General features: G+C 71.6%; 14 protein-coding genes. 5 read left to right on the top strand and 9 right to left on the bottom strand.

Annotation, left to right across the window (positions count from 1 at the left end; all coding sequences use genetic code 11):
• Positions 1-333: 333 nt before the first annotated feature.
• Positions 334-1,026: a metal-dependent transcriptional regulator gene (locus ACIBCU_RS07260; RefSeq protein WP_362939545.1), complete on the bottom strand. Its 693-nt coding sequence runs from the start codon at positions 1,024-1,026 to the stop codon at positions 334-336.
• A gap of 210 nt (positions 1,027-1,236) precedes the next feature.
• On the opposite strand from ACIBCU_RS07260, the gene ACIBCU_RS07255 reads away from it, so the two are divergent.
• Positions 1,237-1,992 (top strand): SIS domain-containing protein, encoded by a 756-nt coding sequence (locus ACIBCU_RS07255; RefSeq protein WP_399229905.1) that lies wholly within the window; start codon positions 1,237-1,239, stop codon positions 1,990-1,992.
• 46 nt (positions 1,993-2,038) lie between these two features.
• On the opposite strand, the gene ACIBCU_RS07250 is transcribed toward ACIBCU_RS07255, so the two are convergent.
• Complete coding sequence (locus tag ACIBCU_RS07250) at positions 2,039-3,430, bottom strand: PAS domain-containing protein (protein WP_362939551.1); 1,392 nt, start codon at positions 3,428-3,430, stop codon at positions 2,039-2,041.
• A 302-nt stretch (positions 3,431-3,732) separates the two neighbouring features.
• Here ACIBCU_RS07250 and iscB point away from each other — a divergent pair, with 302 nt between their 5' ends.
• Positions 3,733-5,379, top strand: a complete 1,647-nt coding sequence (iscB, locus tag ACIBCU_RS07245) for an RNA-guided endonuclease IscB (protein WP_399229903.1) — start codon at positions 3,733-3,735, stop codon at positions 5,377-5,379.
• Between the two features lie 253 nt (positions 5,380-5,632).
• On the opposite strand, the gene ACIBCU_RS07240 is transcribed toward iscB, so the two are convergent.
• The gene (locus tag ACIBCU_RS07240) at positions 5,633-6,418 is read right to left on the bottom strand and encodes an SDR family oxidoreductase (protein WP_362939557.1); all 786 of its coding nucleotides are present in this window, start codon (positions 6,416-6,418) and stop codon (positions 5,633-5,635) included.
• Positions 6,419-6,519: 101 nt separating this feature from the next.
• Here ACIBCU_RS07240 and ACIBCU_RS07235 point away from each other — a divergent pair, with 101 nt between their 5' ends.
• Complete coding sequence (locus ACIBCU_RS07235; RefSeq protein WP_399229901.1) at positions 6,520-7,131, top strand: TetR/AcrR family transcriptional regulator; 612 nt, start codon at positions 6,520-6,522, stop codon at positions 7,129-7,131.
• A 4-nt stretch (positions 7,132-7,135) separates the two neighbouring features.
• Here the strand turns inward: ACIBCU_RS07235 and pdxH are convergent, their stop codons facing one another.
• Positions 7,136-7,768, bottom strand: coding sequence for a pyridoxamine 5'-phosphate oxidase (pdxH, locus tag ACIBCU_RS07230; protein WP_399229899.1), 633 nt, complete (start codon positions 7,766-7,768; stop codon positions 7,136-7,138).
• Between the two features lie 258 nt (positions 7,769-8,026).
• Here pdxH and ACIBCU_RS07225 point away from each other — a divergent pair, with 258 nt between their 5' ends.
• Together ACIBCU_RS07225 and ACIBCU_RS07220 are read left to right on the top strand one after the other, a co-directional pair.
• Complete coding sequence (locus ACIBCU_RS07225; protein ID WP_362939566.1) at positions 8,027-9,136, top strand: citrate synthase 2; 1,110 nt, start codon at positions 8,027-8,029, stop codon at positions 9,134-9,136.
• 151 nt (positions 9,137-9,287) lie between these two features.
• Positions 9,288-10,145, top strand: coding sequence for an isocitrate lyase/phosphoenolpyruvate mutase family protein (locus ACIBCU_RS07220; protein ID WP_399229896.1), 858 nt, complete (start codon positions 9,288-9,290; stop codon positions 10,143-10,145).
• Between the two features lie 38 nt (positions 10,146-10,183).
• On the opposite strand, the gene ACIBCU_RS07215 is transcribed toward ACIBCU_RS07220, so the two are convergent.
• The 5 genes from ACIBCU_RS07215 to ACIBCU_RS07195 all read right to left on the bottom strand — a co-directional run bounded on the left by ACIBCU_RS07215 (position 10,184) and on the right by ACIBCU_RS07195 (position 16,299).
• On the bottom strand, positions 10,184-10,762 hold the full coding sequence (locus ACIBCU_RS07215) for a TetR/AcrR family transcriptional regulator (RefSeq protein WP_362939570.1): 579 nt from the start codon (positions 10,760-10,762) through the stop codon (positions 10,184-10,186).
• Positions 10,750-11,484, bottom strand: coding sequence for an enoyl-CoA hydratase family protein (locus tag ACIBCU_RS07210; RefSeq protein WP_399229894.1), 735 nt, complete (start codon positions 11,482-11,484; stop codon positions 10,750-10,752). Before ACIBCU_RS07210 ends, ACIBCU_RS07215 begins: the two co-directional genes overlap by 13 nt.
• Entirely contained in the window at positions 11,481-13,058 is a 1,578-nt protein-coding gene (locus tag ACIBCU_RS07205) for a 4-coumarate--CoA ligase family protein (protein WP_399229892.1), read from the bottom strand. Before ACIBCU_RS07205 ends, ACIBCU_RS07210 begins: the two co-directional genes overlap by 4 nt.
• 92 nt (positions 13,059-13,150) lie before the next feature.
• Complete coding sequence (locus ACIBCU_RS07200; protein ID WP_399229890.1) at positions 13,151-14,317, bottom strand: acyl-CoA dehydrogenase family protein; 1,167 nt, start codon at positions 14,315-14,317, stop codon at positions 13,151-13,153.
• On the bottom strand, positions 14,314-16,299 hold the full coding sequence (locus tag ACIBCU_RS07195; protein ID WP_399229888.1) for an acetyl/propionyl/methylcrotonyl-CoA carboxylase subunit alpha: 1,986 nt from the start codon (positions 16,297-16,299) through the stop codon (positions 14,314-14,316). Before ACIBCU_RS07195 ends, ACIBCU_RS07200 begins: the two co-directional genes overlap by 4 nt.
• Between the last annotated feature and the right edge of the window lie 4 nt (positions 16,300-16,303).

The raw sequence follows: 16,303 nt of genomic DNA, 5'->3' as shown, positions 1-16,303 counted from the left end.
CGGGCGTGAAGACCCTGGGACACGTGGCACCGGGCATGAGGACCCCGGGACGCGTGAGGGCGCCCGGCGTACGGGCGCAGGAAAGTCCGGCAGTCACCTCACGGTGCACGTGCCAGTGCGACGGGCGCATTCCCTGCTCCCTCCCCGACCGCCCGGCAGGTTCTGCCGGCACCCTCAGGTCATAGGCCTGGCCACAGCCTGGCACGCGTTTCGCCCGGGCGCTGCGATTCCGGGCGGAAAACAGAAACCGGGCTTACCGGTTCACATCTGCACGTGCATCCGCACCGGCGCCTGCACTTGCGGGCAGGGCACCGGTGCGTGGAAAGGCCCTGCTCAGCGCTTCGCGACGAACACGTGCGAGGCGACTTCGGCGTCCAGCTCGGCCGCCTCACCGCTGGATCCGACCAGCACCCCGCCGGCCGACTCGGTCACGCTGACGACCGAACCGGGCTGCACGCCCGCCCGCCGCAGCGAATACATCAGCTGGGCGTCGGTCTGGATCGGCTCACCGATCCGGCGCACGACCACGGTCTTGCCCTCCGAGCCCGGGTCGAGCTCGGCCAGGCTGACCATGCCCTCGTCCAGGAAGGGATCGGCCTCGGACTTCTCGCCCAGCTCCTCCAGGCCCGGGATCGGATTCCCGTACGGAGACTCCGTCGGGTGCCGCAGCAGCTCCAGGACCCGGCGCTCCACGGCCTCGCTCATCACGTGCTCCCAGCGACATGCCTCGGCGTGGACCTGCTCCCACTCCAGGCCGATGACGTCGACGAGCAGGCACTCGGCGAGCCGGTGCTTGCGCATCACCCGCGTCGCCAGGCGGCGCCCCTCCTCGGTCAGCTCCAGATGGCGGTCTCCCGCGACCTGGACCAGGCCGTCCCGCTCCATGCGCGCCACCGTCTGGCTGACCGTCGGACCGCTCTGGTCCAGCCGTTCGGCGATCCGGGCGCGCATGGGGACCACGCCTTCCTCTTCGAGCTCGAGGATGGTGCGGAGATACATCTCCGTAGTATCGATCAGTCCGGACATACGTGCCCCTCGATGCTGTGACATGAAGTCGTCGTGCGATGGCCCTCCACCAATTCTGACGCATAGCACCGACAACCGTGCCCCGCCGTCGGGAGTCCGTGCTGACGGACGGTCCGGAGCGCTATTGACAGCCCACTGGTCCAGACCGCAACGTGATCCGCGACACGGGCACCGCACGGACCCCCACTCCCCGCAGGAAAGGCCTCCTCGATGAGCGACAGCAAGCTCGCCGGTCAGTTCTTCGACGCAGCGATCGGCCTGCTGGAGCGGGTGCGCGACGAGGAGCCCGGAGCGATCGCCGCCGCGGGTGCCGCGATCGCCGACACCGTCGCCGCGGGCGGGCGGCTCTTCGCCTTCGGCGCCGGGCACTCCTCGCTCGCCGCGCAGGACGTCGTCTACCGCGCGGGCGGACTGGCCCTGATGAACCTGCTCGCCGTCCCCGGCACCGTCGGCGTCGACGTCATGCCGGCCACGCTCGGCTCCGCGCTGGAGCGGGTGGACGGCCTCGCGAGCGCCGTGCTCGACTCCAGCCCGGCCCGGGCCGGCGACCTCCTCGTGATCATCTCCCTGTCCGGGCGCAACGCACTGCCCGTGGAGATGGCGCAGAACGCGCGCGCCCTCGGGCTGACGGTCGTCGGGGTCACCTCGGTCGCGTACACGACGGGCACCAAGTCCCGGCACGTCTCGGGCGGATTCCTCCGGGACCACTGCGACATCGTGCTCGACAGCAAGATCGCGATCGGCGACGCGGAACTGAGCGCGGAGGGCGTCGAGGCGCCGTTCGCACCCGCGTCGACCGTCGTCACCAGCGCCCTGATGCAGGCCATGATGGCCACCGCCGCGGAAGAGCTCGTCGCCCGCGGCATCGAACCGCCGCTGCTGCGCTCGGGCAACGTCGACGGCGGCCACGAGTGGAACGGGCGCGTGATGCGGGAGTACGGCGACCGCATCTTCTACCGGCACTGAACGCTCCGCCGCGGTGCCGGGAGGCGGCACGGGCGGGCACGCCGGCTCAGACCGGTTCCTGTCCGGCCGTCAGCCGGGCCAGGTCGACCGCCGAGGCGACCCGGACCGCCACACTCTCCGCGTACATCACGTCGGGCCGCTCGAACGCGCCCCGGTTCGCCGCGCGCAGGAACGTCACCACGCCCAGCGTCCGCCCCCGGCTCCGCAGTACCGCGCACAGGGCGTGCACCGAGTCCCCGGGCCACTGGTGCTCCACCGCCCACGTCCCGCCCGCACCCGCCGGCGCCACGGCGCGCACGGAACCCGTACGCTCCACGGCCTGGAGGGCGGGGTGTCCCGGCCCGTACCGCACCGGGAGTGACCCCCCGGAGACCGGCAGACACGGACCCGGCGCGTCGGGAGGCGTGGACGCGGCCCGTACGAGCTTCTCCCCCACCGCCAGATCCGCCATCAGGTCGACCACCACATGGTCGGCGAACCCCGCCAGGGCGTAGTCCAGCGACGTGGTCGCCGCCTCCATGGGGTCCTCGCACTCCGCCGCCTGGCGCGCCGCCCGGTGCAGTTGGTTGGAGCGGAAACGCACCCGGTCCGCGTCCTGCTCCGCGAGTTTCGCCGCCGTCACATCCCGGAACAGCCAGCCGACCCCCAGCGGAACAGGCTCTTCCGCCAGCGGCGAGGCCAGCCTCAGGAACCCGCTGCGCCAGCAGCGCCGGCGCTCCCCCTCGGCGGTCCGCAGGGTCACCCAGAGCTCGGCCGGTGCGGACGGCGCACCCTCGGCGAGGACATGGTGCAGCGCCCCCTCCAGGTCCTCGACACCCTGCACGATCAGCTCGCCCAGCGGACGCCCCAGCAGCGTCGTACGCCCGCCGCCCAGCGCCCGGGCGGCGTACGCGTTGACCACGGTCGGCCGCAGGTCGACGTCCACGGCGACGACACCCCAGGACGCGTCCTCGAACAGGGCCTCGCTGAGCGCGATGGACCGCTCAAGATCGATCTGCGCGTGCACCTCGCTGAACGCGCAGTACACCCCGGCGGGCTTCCCGTCCTCGCCTCGCACCCCCGACGACTGGGTCCGTACGAGGACGCGCCCGCCGTCCTTGCGCAGCAGCGCGAATTCGTTGACCTGCCGCCCCGGCGCTTCCATGGCCGCCATCAGCCGCCCCTGCACGTCCCCCGCGTCCGCGCTCCGCACGGCCCACCCCGCGAAGCCGCGCCGCCCCACGGCCTCGGCGGCGCTCCAGCCGAGGATCCGCTCGGCCTCACGGTTCCAGTGGGTGATGGTTCCGTGGGCGTCGAACGCGCAGAGGGCGGCGTCCATGCCGTCGAGCAGCGCGGCGAGAAGCCGGGACCCTGGAATCGCCACCGCCGAGGGCTCCCGCCCGGGGTCCTCGTCGGGGCCGAGCGCGTCGGTGGTCCCGGTGCTTCTGGAAGCACTCACTCCGTACCTCCTGCAGGGCATATTCCGCTGCGGGTTCCGCGTTGCCGCACGTCAGACCCATTGAACTCGAACGTGAGCCACCACACAGCCACTTCCACGAAATCTGCCGGATCAACGCAGTTATCACCAGGCACGCCGTGTGTTCGACATTCGCCCAAAGATCATGCACCCGTGTGGTGTTTCGGCCGGCCACTCCGGACTCACCGGCCCGGGCAGATACCTTCAGGCCAACACGTCGAAAGGAGATCACTCGCTCCCGTTGCCTCCCCGCGAGGCAGAACGAGTGAACAGCCCCAGTCATCATGATCGTCGATCAAAGGCAGGTGCCCTTGATGACTACGTTTCCTGCAGGCGAGCAGACCCACCGAGCTGTGCTTCCTCAGCAGCTCGCTCTGGAATCCGTGGGAGCAGACACCCCTGGGAGCAGGGACGAAACGGCTCACGGACACCCCGTCACCGCACGGGACACCGGCAGGGAACATGGGCGAGGGGAGACCGACGGGCTCTGCACCGGGCTCCGTCGGCGTCACGCCGAACAGGCAGAGACCGGGGCCGGTAACGTCCCCACGCGGAAAGGTCACCGCACAACCGGGAAAAAGGCAGGCAGAGTCTTCGTCCTCGCGAAGGGCGGCGAACCACTCATGCCCTGTCATCCCGCCCGCGCGCGCGAGTTGCTGGCCCGAGGACGTGCTGTCGTCGTACGGCACACGCCCTTCACCATCCGCATCAAGGACCGCACACGCGCTGAGTCCAACGTCTCCGGCGTGCAGCTGCGCATCGATCCCGGTTCCCGAGGGACCGGGATCGCGCTCACCGACAGCAAGCAGGAATCCGCACCGGACGGAACGCGGGTCTCCATGAGGCGCGGCCTCGTCTCCGTCGAATTACGTCACCGGGGCACCCAGATCCATCGGGCGATGGGGCAACGAGCCGGGTACCGGCACAGGAGACGCTCGGCGAACTGCCGTTACCGCGCGCCCAGGTCACACAACCGCACACGCCGAAAGGGCTGGCTGCCACCGTCGGTACAACACCGGGTCGACACCACGGTAAGCATGAGCCGCCGCCTGTCCGGACTCGCTCCCGTCACCGAGGTCCACATCGAGGAGGTCGTCTTCGATACCCATGCCATGGGCGTCGGCCACGATCTGACAGCCACCGAGTACCGCACCGGAACCCTCGCGGGCACCGAGATCCGCGAATTCCTGCTCGCCAAATGGGGCCACACCTGCGCCTACTGCGGAGTCTCGGGCGTTCCCCTGAACATCGACCACATCCAGCCTCGCAGCCGTGGTGGTTCCGATCGCATCTCCAATCTGACTCTCGCCTGCATCCCCTGCAACCAGGCCAAGGGGTCCACCCCCGTCGAAGCCTTCCTGGCGCATCGGCCGGGCCGACTCGCGACCATCCGCGCGCAGCTCAAGGCACCGCTTCGTGACGCCGCTGTCATGAACGCCACCCGGCGTCTCGTCTCGGAGGGCCTCTCTGCTCTCGGACTGCCTGTGCACACATGGTCGGGCGGGCGTACGAAGTGGAACCGCACCGCGATGGGCCTGCCGAAGACCCACACGCTCGATGCCCTCTGCGTCGGAGAGCTCGACCACCAGGCCGGAGCCATCACCGTCCGTGTGCCCGATCAGGTGCAGATCGTTACAGCGACAGGGCGCGGCACCTATGCGCGCACCACCCCCGACCGGTACGGATTTCCCCGGCTCACCCGCACTCGCCGGAAGCGCCACCACGGGTTCGCCACCGGTGACCTCGTACACGCCTTCCAGCCCAAGGGCAGATGGGCAGGCAAATGGACCGGACGCATCTCCGTCCGAGCCTCGGGGCAGCACAGCCTCACGACGCGGCAGGGTCGCTTCAACGTCTCCTACACGAACCTGCGGCTGCTGCAACGGGCCGACGGATACATGTACAGCACCAGACGCGAACCCACCGAATAAATGGGTTGAGACAGCCTCCGGGCATTTGTAGGCTGCTGTCAGCGAAGAAAGGAGGTGTTCCGGAAGTGATTTCTTCTCGGACTCGTGAGGTGACTGCGGGCTGACGCCCGTTGTCGCGCTCTTTGCAGTGCAGGCCGGTTGTCGGCCAATCCCAAGCAGTCACCGACCCGCAGGCTCGCCGGTAAGTCCGGCCGGCTCCTCCGCGAGGAGGAACCAGAGCCTGCGGGTTTCTGCGTTCACGGGGCGGGGCGGGTCAGTACTGCTCGGACTGGCCGCCGTCGATCGGGATGACCGTGGCGTTGATGAAGCCGGACTCCTCGGAGAGCAGGAACGCGACCAGGTTGCCGACCTCCTCCGGCCTGCCGAAGCGCTTCATCGGGTTCACGCTCACGAAGGCCTCGCCGGCCTGCTCCCAGTTGTCCGCGTCGATCTGCTTGAGCGACGCCTCGACCATGGGGGTCATGATGGCACCGGGGGCGATCGCCTTGACGGAGACGCCGAACCGGCCGTATTCGACACCGGAGTTCCGGGTGAGGCCGACGACGCCGTGCTTGGCCGCCGCGTAACCGGACTGGTTTCCCACGCCCCGTATGCCGCCGACGGACGCCGTGTTCACGACAGAGCCGGTGCCCTGGTCCTTCATGACCGGGAGCACGTACTTGAGGCCGAGGAACACGCCGCGGAGGTTGATCGACACGACTCGGTCGAACTCGTCGGAGCCGAAGTCCTCGGTGAGGTTCTGCTTGCCCTCGATGCCGGCGTTGTTGAAGAAGCCGTCGATGCGGCCGTAGGCCTCCACCGTGGCGGTGACGTACCGCCGCACGTCGTCCTCGGAGCTCACATCGGCGGTGATCCGCAGGACCTCCGCGCCGGGAGCGGTCTTCTCCACCTCGGCCGCCGTGTCCGCGAGACCCTGCCCGCTGATGTCGACGAGCGCCAGCCTGGCGCCTTCGGACGCGACCCGCACGGCCGCCGAGCGCCCGAGACCGGAGCCGCCGCCGGTGATGAGGACGACCTTGCCGCTGAACCGGTCTTCCATGACTGGACCTCCACGCTGAGATGCTGAATGAGCACTAGACTAGACAGTACGTACAGTCTAAATATTCCGGCTGTGCGCCCAGCCCCGCTCCCGGAGGACCCGTGGACCATGACGACCGCCCCGCCGGCTCCCGCCCCCGGCGCGGCCCCCACCGCGACCCGGACGCCCACGAGGCCGTGCTGGCAGCCACGCGCGAGCTGGTGGCCGAGTTCGGCTACAAGGGCGTGACCATGGAGCGCATCGCCTCACGGGCCGGGGTGGCCCGGATGACGGTCTACCGCTGGTGGCCGAACAAGGCGGCGGTGATCACCGAGGCGGTCGCGGACCGGCTCGCCCCGGGCCCGGCCCCCGACACGGGCGACGTACGCGAGGACGCGCTGCTCTGGCTGCGCGGCCTGGTGCGCACCCTGACCCTGCTCGGCGACCCCAGTGTCGTGACGGGCGCGCTGACCGAGCGCGGGGAGCCCGGCCGGGCCGAACTGCGCGACCTGCTCAAGGCGCATGCCGAACCGGCCGCGCAGCTGATGCGGAACGGCGTGGCCCGGGGCGGGCTGCCGGAAGACCTGCCCGTGGACGCGGTCGTGGACGGCTGGATCGGTTACGTCGTGTACCGGACGGTGTTCCTGGGCCAGGAGATCGCCGAGGCCGACCTCCTGGACCTCGTACGCCTCCTGCCGCCGCCTCCCGGACCGTCCGGCGGGGAGGCGGGCTGACCGCTCACGGGCAGAGGCGTTCCACGCGCCAGTCCTCGGCCGGGCTCTCCCGGACGTAGCGCAGCCGGTCGTGCAGCCGGTTCTCGCGGCCCTGCCAGAATTCGATCGCGTCCGGTACGACGCGGAATCCGCCCCACTGCGGCGGCGCGGGGACCTTCTCGCCCTCCGGGTAGCGGGCGGCGAGCTCCTCGTAGCGGTCGACCAGCTCCTGGCGGGAGCCGACCACCGTCGACTGTTCGCTGGCCCAGGCTCCCAGCTGGGAGCCGTGGGGGCGGGTGCGGAAGTACGCGACCGTCTCCTCGCGCCCGACGCGGGCAGCGGTGCCCGTGACGATGACCTGGCGGGCGAGCGGGTGCCAGGGGAAGAGCAGCGAGACGTACGGGTTCGCCGTCAGCTCGCGGCTCTTGCGGGATCCGTAATTGGTGAAGAAGACGAAGCCGCGGTCGTCGTAGTGCTTCAGCAGCACGGTCCGGGAGGACGGCCGGCCCCGGGGATCGGCCGTGGAGACCACCATCGCGTTCGGCTCGTGGAGCGCGCCGCCCCCTGCGACCTGGCGGAACCAGTGGGCGAACTGGTCCATGGGGTCGGCGGCGAGGTCCTTCTCGACGAAGTCCTCCGAGCGGTACTGCTCGCGCATCGCGGCCGGATCGGTGGTGCAATCGGATGACGGAACGCGAGAGGAGGCGGAAGCGGAAGACGGAGTGGCATCTGCTGTGGGCACGGGGCCATCCTGCCGCAGCGGGCCGGAATCCCTGCGGGGAGGGGCGCGATCGCCGGTCCGCGAGCCGGGAGGCTGTGCCGGACGTCACCCTTCCCCGCGTCGTGGTAACCCGCCAGTATGCGTGGACCGGCCTTTGTGGCCGTCATACAGCCGCCGAGTCGAGGGAGCCGCCCGATGTCCGACTTCGTACCCGGACTTGAAGGAGTCGTCGCGTTCGAGACGGAGATCGCCGAGCCCGACAAGGAAGGCGGATCGCTCCGTTATCGCGGCGTCGACATCGAGGACCTCGTCGGCCAAGTGTCGTTCGGCAACGTCTGGGGACTCCTGGTGGACGGGGCGTTCAACCCCGGTCTGCCGCCCGCCGAACCGTTCCCGATCCCCGTGCACTCCGGCGACATCCGCGTCGACGTGCAGTCCGCGCTGGCCATGCTGGCGCCGGTGTGGGGCCTGAAACCGCTGCTCGACATCGACGAGCAGACCGCGCGTGACGACCTGGCGCGGGCCGCCGTGATGGCCCTGTCGTACGTCGCCCAGTCGGCCCGTGGCCAGGGGCTGGCGATGGTTCCGCAGAGCGAGATCGACAAGGCGGAGTCCGTGGTGGAGCGGTTCATGATCCGCTGGCGCGGTGAGCCGGACCCGAAGCACGTCAAGGCCGTCGACGCGTACTGGACGTCGGCCGCCGAGCACGGGATGAACGCCTCCACCTTCACCGCCCGCGTCATCGCGTCGACCGGCGCGGACGTCTCGGCGGCGCTGTCCGGGGCGGTGGGCGCGATGTCGGGCCCCCTGCACGGCGGGGCGCCGTCCCGGGTTCTCGGGATGATCGAGGAGATCGAGCGGACGGGTGACGCCAGTGCGTACGTGAAGCAGGCGCTGGACAAGGGTGAGCGACTGATGGGCTTCGGCCACCGCGTCTACCGCGCCGAGGACCCCCGGGCCCGCGTGCTGCGCCGCACGGCCCGCGAGCTGGCCGCCCCGCGCTTCGAGGTGGCGGAGGCCCTGGAGAAGGCGGCTCTGGAGGAGCTCCACGCCCGTCGCCCGGACCGTGTCCTGGCGACGAACGTCGAGTTCTGGGCGGCTATCGTGCTGGACTTCGCGGAGGTCCCGGCGCACATGTTCACGTCGATGTTCAGCTGCGCCCGTACGGCGGGCTGGTCGGCGCACATCCTGGAGCAGAAGCGGACCGGCCGCCTCGTCCGCCCCTCGGCGAGGTACGTCGGCCCGGGCACGCGTGACCCCCGCTCGATCCAGGGCTACGACCAGCTGGCGGACCTGGGCAACTGACGGGACGCGGCGGGTGCCCGTGGGAGCGGACGGCTTCCCCGGGCACCCGCTCTTCGCCGTGCTGTGCACACGACGGATCACGCGGACTTCGGCGCGCCCACGGGGACGGTTCGGGCGGTCCCGAACCGTCCCGGCCCTAGCGTCAGGGCCTATGACGCACACGTTCCGCGACGGCCCGACCCGGCGCCCGCTGACCGCTTTCGCCCGTCTGCATCACCAGGCCGCCACCCCGCTCCTGCTGCCGAACGCCTGGGACCATGCCTCGGCCGCGGCTCTGACGGCCCAGGGCTTCCAGGCGATCGGCACCACCAGCCTGGGTGTGGCCGCGGCTGCCGGCCTGCCCGACGGAGCGGCCGCCACGCTCGACGCGACCCTGGCGCTGGCCCGCCGGCTCGGGGAGGGCTCTTTCCTCTTCACCGTCGACGCCGAAGGCGGCTTCAGCGAGGACCCGGAGGACGTAGCTCGCCTGGCCCGGGAGTTGTCCGACGCAGGCGCCGCGGGGATCAATCTCGAGGACGGCCGCCCGGACGGCACCCTCGCCCCCGCGGAGCTGCACGCCGCGAAGATCGCCGCGGTGAAGGCCTCCGCGCCTGCGTTGTTCGTGAACGCCCGCACCGACACCCACTGGCTCGGGGTCCAGGAGGAGGAGACCGTGGCGCGTCTCGCCGTCTACGAACGGGCGGGCGCGGACGGCGTGTTCGTGCCCGGCCTCTCGGATCCGGACGCGATCGCGACCATGACGGCAGCCCTCACCGTCCCCCTGAACATCCTGTACACGCCAGCCGGCCCCACCCTCGCCGAACTGGCCGCGCTGGGCGTCCGCAGGGTCAGCCTCGGGTCGCTGCTCTACCGCAGCGCCCTGGCGGCGGCGGTCGCCACCGCGACCGCCATCCGCGACGGCCACCGCCCGCCCGCGGGCCTCGGGACCCTCTCCTACGCCGAGGTCCAGGCGCTCGGGCCGCCCGCGCGCCCTTCTCGCCGACGGCCGCCACGGCCCGGTCTGCCTTGAGTACGGCGGGGTAGCCGCCGGGGCAGAGCCGGGGTGCGTCAGGTCAGGGCGTCGTCCAGCAGGGCCGCCCATTGGCGGGCGACTCGGCGGCGCCTTGCCGTGTCGTCCGTCAGCAGATTGGCGAGGCCCAGTCCCCGGGCCATGTCGAGGAGGCCCTGCACCGTCTCGCGTACTCCGGGCCGGGTCTCGTCCGCGCCCAGGAGTTCCACGGCGATGCGGTGGGTCTCGCGGCCCACCCGCGCTTCGAGTTCGGTGACGCGGGGCCGGAGCTGCGCCTCGTTCGACGCGGCGACCCAGAGCTGGAGCGCGGCGCGGAAGAGCGGCCCGGTGTACAGGTCGACGAGCGCGGCGACGACCTCGGCGCGGCCCTGTACGGGCAGGGCGCGCAGGGCGGCGGAGCGTTCCTCGGCGACGTACTCGACGGCGCCCGTGAACAGGTCCTCCCGGGTGGGGAAGTGGTGCTGGGCGGCGCCTCGCGAGACCCCGGCGTGTTCGGCGACGACGGATACGGTGGAGCCCGCCCAGCCGCGTTCGGCGAGGCAGGCGACCGCCGATGCCAGGAGCCGCTGCCGGGTGGCGCGGCTCCTGTCCTGCTTCGGGGGCGTCACAGCACCCATGCGGGATCCCGTCGTTCCAGGAAGGCCGTCATCCCCTCCCGTGCTTCGTCGGAGGCGAAGAGCGCTGCCGAGCGGGCGATGAGGTCTTCGGCGTGACTGTCGAAACTCTTCAGCACAGTAGCCGTGACCAGCTCCTTCGATGCCTTCAGCCCCTGGGGTGACGCCCTGCGCAGTCCGTCGAGTACCGGTACGAGCGCCTTGTCCACGTCCTCGGCGGCCATGGTGACGGCCCCGGTACGGGCCGCTTCCTCCGCGTCGAAGCGTTCACCGGTGAGGTAGTAACGGGTGGCGGCGCGCGGGTCGAGGCGGGGCAGCAGCGGCAGGGAGATCACGGCGGGGGCGAGGCCCAGGCGCGATTCGGTGAGGGCGAAGGAGGACTCGGGGCCCGCCACGGAGATGTCGCACGCCCCGAGGAGCCCGAGGCCCCCGGCCCGGACGTGCCCGGTGACCCGGGCGACGACGGGCTTGGGGAGGGCGACGACCGCCCGCATCAGGGCGACGAACGCCGCCGGTTCGGGCGGCGCGGTCAGGTCGGCGCCCGCGCAGAACGTGTTGCCGGTGTGGGTGAGGACGACGGCGCGGACCGTGTCGTCGGCCGCGCAGCCGGCCAGGGCCTCGGTCAGTTCGCCGACGAGACGGGCCGAGAGCGCGTTGCGGTTGACCGGGGAGTCGAGGGTGAGGGTGGTGATTCCGCGGTCGCGGGCCGGGGGTGCCAGGGTCATCGCGGCTTCTCCCGGTCGCGCAGCTCGCGCCGCAGGATCTTGCCGGACACCGCGCGGGGCACCGCCTCGATGAACTCGGCCCGTCTGACCTTCTTGTACGGGGAGACGCGCTCGGCGACGTACGCGATGACGTCGTCCTCCGTGAGGTCCCCCGCGTCCGGCCGGCGCACCAGGTAGGCCTTGGGGATCTCGTTGCCGTCGGTGTCGTGGACGCCGATGACGGCGGCGTCGGCGATCGAGGGGTGGGTCAGGAGGAGGGCCTCCAGGTCGGCGGGGGCGACCTGGTAGCCCTTGTACTTGATGAGTTCCTTGACCCGGTCGACGACGTACAGCCAGCCGTCCGCGTCGACGCGGCCGACGTCCCCGGTGTGCAGCCAGCCCTCCTCGTCGATCATGGCGGCGGTGGCGTCGGGGCGGCCGAGGTAGCCCTTCATGACCTGGGGGCCGCGGATGAGGATCTCGCCGTCGGTCCCGTCGCGGACGTCGGCGCCGGGGTCGGTGAGCGAGATGATCCGCATCTCGGTGCCGGGCAGCAGCTTGCCGACCGTGCCCGGGGGCGGGTTCTCCGCGTCGAGGGGGACGACGTGGGTGCCGGGCGAGAGTTCCGTCATCCCGTAGGCCTGCCGTACGGCGGGCACGCCGAGCCGGGTGGAGCAGGCGGCGGCGAGCCGGTCGTCCAGCGGGGCGGCGGCGCTGACGATGTACTCCAGCGAGGAGAGGTCGTAGTCGCCGACGAGCGGGTGCTTGGCGAGGGCCAGGACGATCGGCGGGGCGACGTACAGGCCCGTGATGCGGTGGGTCTGGATCGTCTCGAGGAACTGGGCGAGGTCGAAGCGGGGCAGGACGACGACCGTGGCGCCGTAGCGCAGCGGCCCGTTCATGAGGGCGGTCAGCCCGTAGATGTGGAAGAAGGGCAGCACCGCCAGGATGCGTTGGCGTTCGCCGAGGGGGACGAGGGGCCGCAGCTGCTCCAGGTTGGTGGCGATGGAGCGGTGGGTGAGCATGACGCCCTTGGGGGTGCCCGTGGTCCCGGAGGAGTACGGGAGTACGGCGATGTCCTCGGCCGGGTCGAAGGCGATGTCGGGCTCGGGGGCGGTGGAGCCCAGCATGTCGAGTACGGAGGTGTGGCCCTCGGCCTGGTCGCAGACGTAGATCTCCTCGATGCCGCCCGCGAGTGCGGCGGCCCGGCGGGCGACGTCGAGGAGCAGGGACACGGTGACGATCCAGCGGGTGCCCGAGTCCTTGAGCTGTTGGGCGAACTCCTCGGGCGTGGACAGCGGGTGGATGGTGGTGACGGTGGCGCCGGCCCGGGTCGCCCCGTAGAAGACGGGCGGGTAGACGATCGTGTTGGGGCTGTGCAGGGCGAGGACGTCGCCCTTGCGCAGGCCCGCCGCGGCGAGGTGGGCGGCGATGCGCCGGTGGAAGGTGTCGAGCTGGCCGTAGGTGACGGTCATCCCGTTGGTCCCGTCGACCAGGGCGGGGATGTCACCGAAGTCCGGGGCGTTGCCGAGGACGGCCTCGTGGATGGGTTTTTCGAGGGGCGTGACGTCTGCGTACTCGCTGTGGAACACCATGGCGGTCCCCTTCGACGCGGGTGGAGAGCCAGAATCGCCCTGCGGGGGCGGATGGGGAGACCCGGAACGTGGCCGGACTCGTCGGGACGACGTCAGTACGACTTCGGCAGGCCCAGGGTCTGGTGGGAGACGTAGTTCAGGATCATTTCCCGGCTGACCGGCGCGACACGGGAGACACGCGCCGCCGTGATGAGCGAGGCGAGCCCGTACTCGCGGGTGAGGCCGTTGCCGCCGAGGGTGTGGACGGCCTGGTCGACGGCCCTGACGCAGGCTTCGGCCGCGGCGTACTTCGCCATGTTGGCGGCCTCCCCCGCGCCGGTGTCGTCGCCGTCGTCGTAGAGTTTGGCGGCCTTCTGCATCATCAGCCGGGAGAGCTCGAGCTCTATGTGCGCCTGGGCGAGCGGGTGGGCGATGGCCTGGTGGGCGCCGATGGGCGCGCCCTTCCAGACGGTGCGGGTCTTCGCGTACTCCACGGCCCGTTCGACGGCGTAGCGGCCCATGCCGATGGAGAAGGCGGCGCCCATGATGCGTTCCGGGTTCAGCCCGGCGAAGAGCTGGAGCAGCCCCGTGTCCGCCTCCTCACCGACGAGTGCGCCGGCGGGCAGGCGTACGTCGTCGAGGACCAGCTCGAACTGCTTCTCCGCCGCCTGGAGTTCCATGTCGATCCGGGTGCGGGAGAAACCCGGGGCGTCGCGGGGGACGATGAAGAGGCAGGGCTTGAGGCTGCCTGACTTCGCGTCCTCGGTGCGGCCGACGATCAGGGTGGCGTCGGAGATGTCGACGCCGGAGATGAAGACCTTGCGTCCGCTGAGGACCCACTCCTCGCCGTCCCGCCGGGCGGTGGTGGTGATGCGGTGGGAGTTGGAGCCGGCGTCGGGCTCCGTGATGCCGAAGGACATGGTCAGGGAGCCGTCGGAGAGGCCGGGGAGCCATGCCTGCTTCTGGGCCTCGGTGCCGAAGCGGGCGATCACGGTGCCGCAGATCGCCGGGGAGACGACCATCATGAGCAGAGGGCTGCCGGCCGCGCCGAGCTCTTCCAGGACGATGGAGAGTTCGGCCATGCCGCCGCCCCCTCCGCCGTACTCCTCGGGGAGGTTGACGCCGAGGTAGCCGAGCTTGCCCGCCTCTTCCCAGAGTTCGCGGGGGTGCTCGCCCTTGCGCGCCGGGCCGGTGCTGTAGTCGCGGCCGAAGCGCTTGCCCAGTGCGGCGACGGCGGCGCGGAGGGCCTTGTGCTCTTCGGTTTCGAGGACGGTGCTCATGCGGTCGTCTCCTCCTGGTGCGCGGGTGCGGGCGCGGGCGCCTGGACGGGGGCGTCCTGTACGACGGCGAGCAGTGCGCCGACCTCGACCTGGAGTCCGGGGGCGGCGTGGAGCGCGGTGAGGAAGCCGGAGGCGGGGGCGAGGATGCGGTGCTCCATCTTCATCGCCTCCAGCCAGATCAGCGGCTGCCCGGCCTCGACGGCCGCGCCGGGCGCGAGCCCGTCGGCGACGCGTACGACGGTGCCGGGCATGGGGGCGAGCAGGGAGCCGGGTTCGGTGCGTTCGGCGGGGTCGGTGAAGCGGGGCAGGGCGGTGAAGGTGTACGAGCCCGCGGCCGTGTCCACATACACCCGGTCGCCGTGGGTGGTCACGGTGAAGTGCCGGGTCACACCGCCCGCTTCGAGGGTGACCGCGTCGGAGCGGGCGGCGAGGACCCGCTCGCCGGTCACGGGGGCGGGGATGCCGCTCCGGCCGGTGCGGTAGGGGATCTCGTACGCGGTGCCGTCGGGCTCGCACCGGTAGCTCCTGCTCTGCGGCTGCGAGGCGAGGTTGCGCCAGGCGCCGAGGCGGGCGGGGCCCGGACCGCTGCCCGCCCCCACGGCGGAGGCGAGCGCCGCGGCGGTGGCGGCGAGGCGGCGGGTCTCCTCGTCACCGGGGGCGGACGCGGTCAGGGCGGCCAGGTGCCGGTCGTAGAAGCCGGTGTCGAGGCGCCCCGCGACGAAGTCCGGGTGGCGCAGGGAGCGTACGAGGAGCTCCCGGTTGGTGACCGGGCCGTGGATGCGGACGCGTTCCAGGGCGCGGGCGAGGAGCCGGACGGCTTGGGTGCGGGTGGGAGCGTGGGCGATGACCTTGGCGAGCATCGGGTCGTAGTGCACCCCGACGGTGTCGCCGCCGGTGCAGCCGGTGTCGAGACGGATGCCGGGTTCGTCGGGCACGTCGAGTGTGAGCAGTGCTCCGGTCTGTGGCTGCCAGTCACGCGCCGGGTCCTCGGCGTAGAGCCGGGCCTCGACGGCGTGTCCGGTCGGCTGCGGTGGTGCGGCGGCAGGCAGCGCCCCGCCCTCCGCGACGCGCAGTTGCAGGGCGACGAGGTCGAGGCCGAACACCGCCTCGGTGACGGGGTGTTCGACCTGGAGCCGGGTGTTCATCTCCAGGAAGTACGGGCGCCCTCCGGCCGATACGAGGAACTCGACGGTCCCCGCGCCCCGGTAGCCCACCGCCTGCGCCGCGGCGACGGCGGCGGCGTGCAGCGTCCGGCGCAGCCCGTCGTCGATGCCGGGTGCGGGGGCCTCCTCGATGACCTTCTGGTGGCGGCGCTGGAGCGAGCAGTCGCGGGTGCCGAGCGCCCAGACCGTGCCCTGCCCGTCCGCCATGACCTGGACCTCGACGTGCCGGCCCCGTTCGACGTACGGCTCGGCGAAGACCTCGCCGTCCCCGAAGGCGGAGGCGGCCTCGGCGGAGGCGGCGGTCAACTCCGTCGGCAACGCCGCCAGTTCACGCACGATCCGCATCCCGCGCCCGCCGCCGCCCGCCGCCGCCTTCAGCAGCAGGGGCAGATCGGCGCCGGTGGCGCCCCCCGGGTCGACCGGGGCGAGCAGGGGGACATCGACGGCGGCCATCAGCTCCTTGGCGCGGGTCTTGGACGCCATCAGCTCGATGGCCTTGACCGGCGGCCCCACCCAGACGAGGCCGGCGTCCAGCACGGCCTGGGCGAACCCGGCGTTCTCCGAGAGGAAGCCGTACCCGGGGTGCACGGCGTCGGCCCCCGCGGCGAGCGCGGCGGCGACGACGAGGTCACCCCGCAGATACGTATCGCCGGGTGCGGCCCCCGGCAGGCGTACGGCGGTGTCGGCCTCCCGTACGTGCAGGGCACCGGCGTCCGCGTCGGAGTACACGGCGACGGTGGAGATGCCCAGCTCACGGCAGGTGCGGAAGATCCGGCAGGCGATCTCGCCCCGGTTGGCGACAAGCAGTGCGGTGATCATCCGA

Source organism: Streptomyces sp. NPDC051064, assembly GCF_044455985.1.
GTDB lineage: Bacteria > Actinomycetota > Actinomycetes > Streptomycetales > Streptomycetaceae > Streptomyces.
Note: the sequence above shows the minus strand (reverse complement) of the source record. Positions and strands in the feature narration are given on the sequence as shown.

Bases quoted from the DNA above. Each gene is read 5' to 3' on its own strand.
- ACIBCU_RS07260 (WP_362939545.1), bottom strand. From the start codon at position 1,026: ATGTCCGGACTGATCGATACTACGGAGATGTATCTCCGCACCATCCTC.
- ACIBCU_RS07255 (WP_399229905.1), top strand. From the start codon at position 1,237: ATGAGCGACAGCAAGCTCGCCGGTCAGTTCTTCGACGCAGCGATCGGC.
- iscB (WP_399229903.1), top strand. From the start codon at position 3,733: ATGATCGTCGATCAAAGGCAGGTGCCCTTGATGACTACGTTTCCTGCA.
- ACIBCU_RS07240 (WP_362939557.1), bottom strand. From the start codon at position 6,418: ATGGAAGACCGGTTCAGCGGCAAGGTCGTCCTCATCACCGGCGGCGGC.
- pdxH (WP_399229899.1), bottom strand. From the start codon at position 7,768: ATGCGCGAGCAGTACCGCTCGGAGGACTTCGTCGAGAAGGACCTCGCC.
- ACIBCU_RS07225 (WP_362939566.1), top strand. From the start codon at position 8,027: ATGTCCGACTTCGTACCCGGACTTGAAGGAGTCGTCGCGTTCGAGACG.
- ACIBCU_RS07220 (WP_399229896.1), top strand. From the start codon at position 9,288: ATGACGCACACGTTCCGCGACGGCCCGACCCGGCGCCCGCTGACCGCT.
- ACIBCU_RS07215 (WP_362939570.1), bottom strand. From the start codon at position 10,762: ATGGGTGCTGTGACGCCCCCGAAGCAGGACAGGAGCCGCGCCACCCGG.
- ACIBCU_RS07210 (WP_399229894.1), bottom strand. From the start codon at position 11,484: ATGACCCTGGCACCCCCGGCCCGCGACCGCGGAATCACCACCCTCACC.
- ACIBCU_RS07205 (WP_399229892.1), bottom strand. From the start codon at position 13,058: ATGGTGTTCCACAGCGAGTACGCAGACGTCACGCCCCTCGAAAAACCC.
- ACIBCU_RS07200 (WP_399229890.1), bottom strand. From the start codon at position 14,317: ATGAGCACCGTCCTCGAAACCGAAGAGCACAAGGCCCTCCGCGCCGCC.
- ACIBCU_RS07195 (WP_399229888.1), bottom strand. From the start codon at position 16,299: ATGATCACCGCACTGCTTGTCGCCAACCGGGGCGAGATCGCCTGCCGG.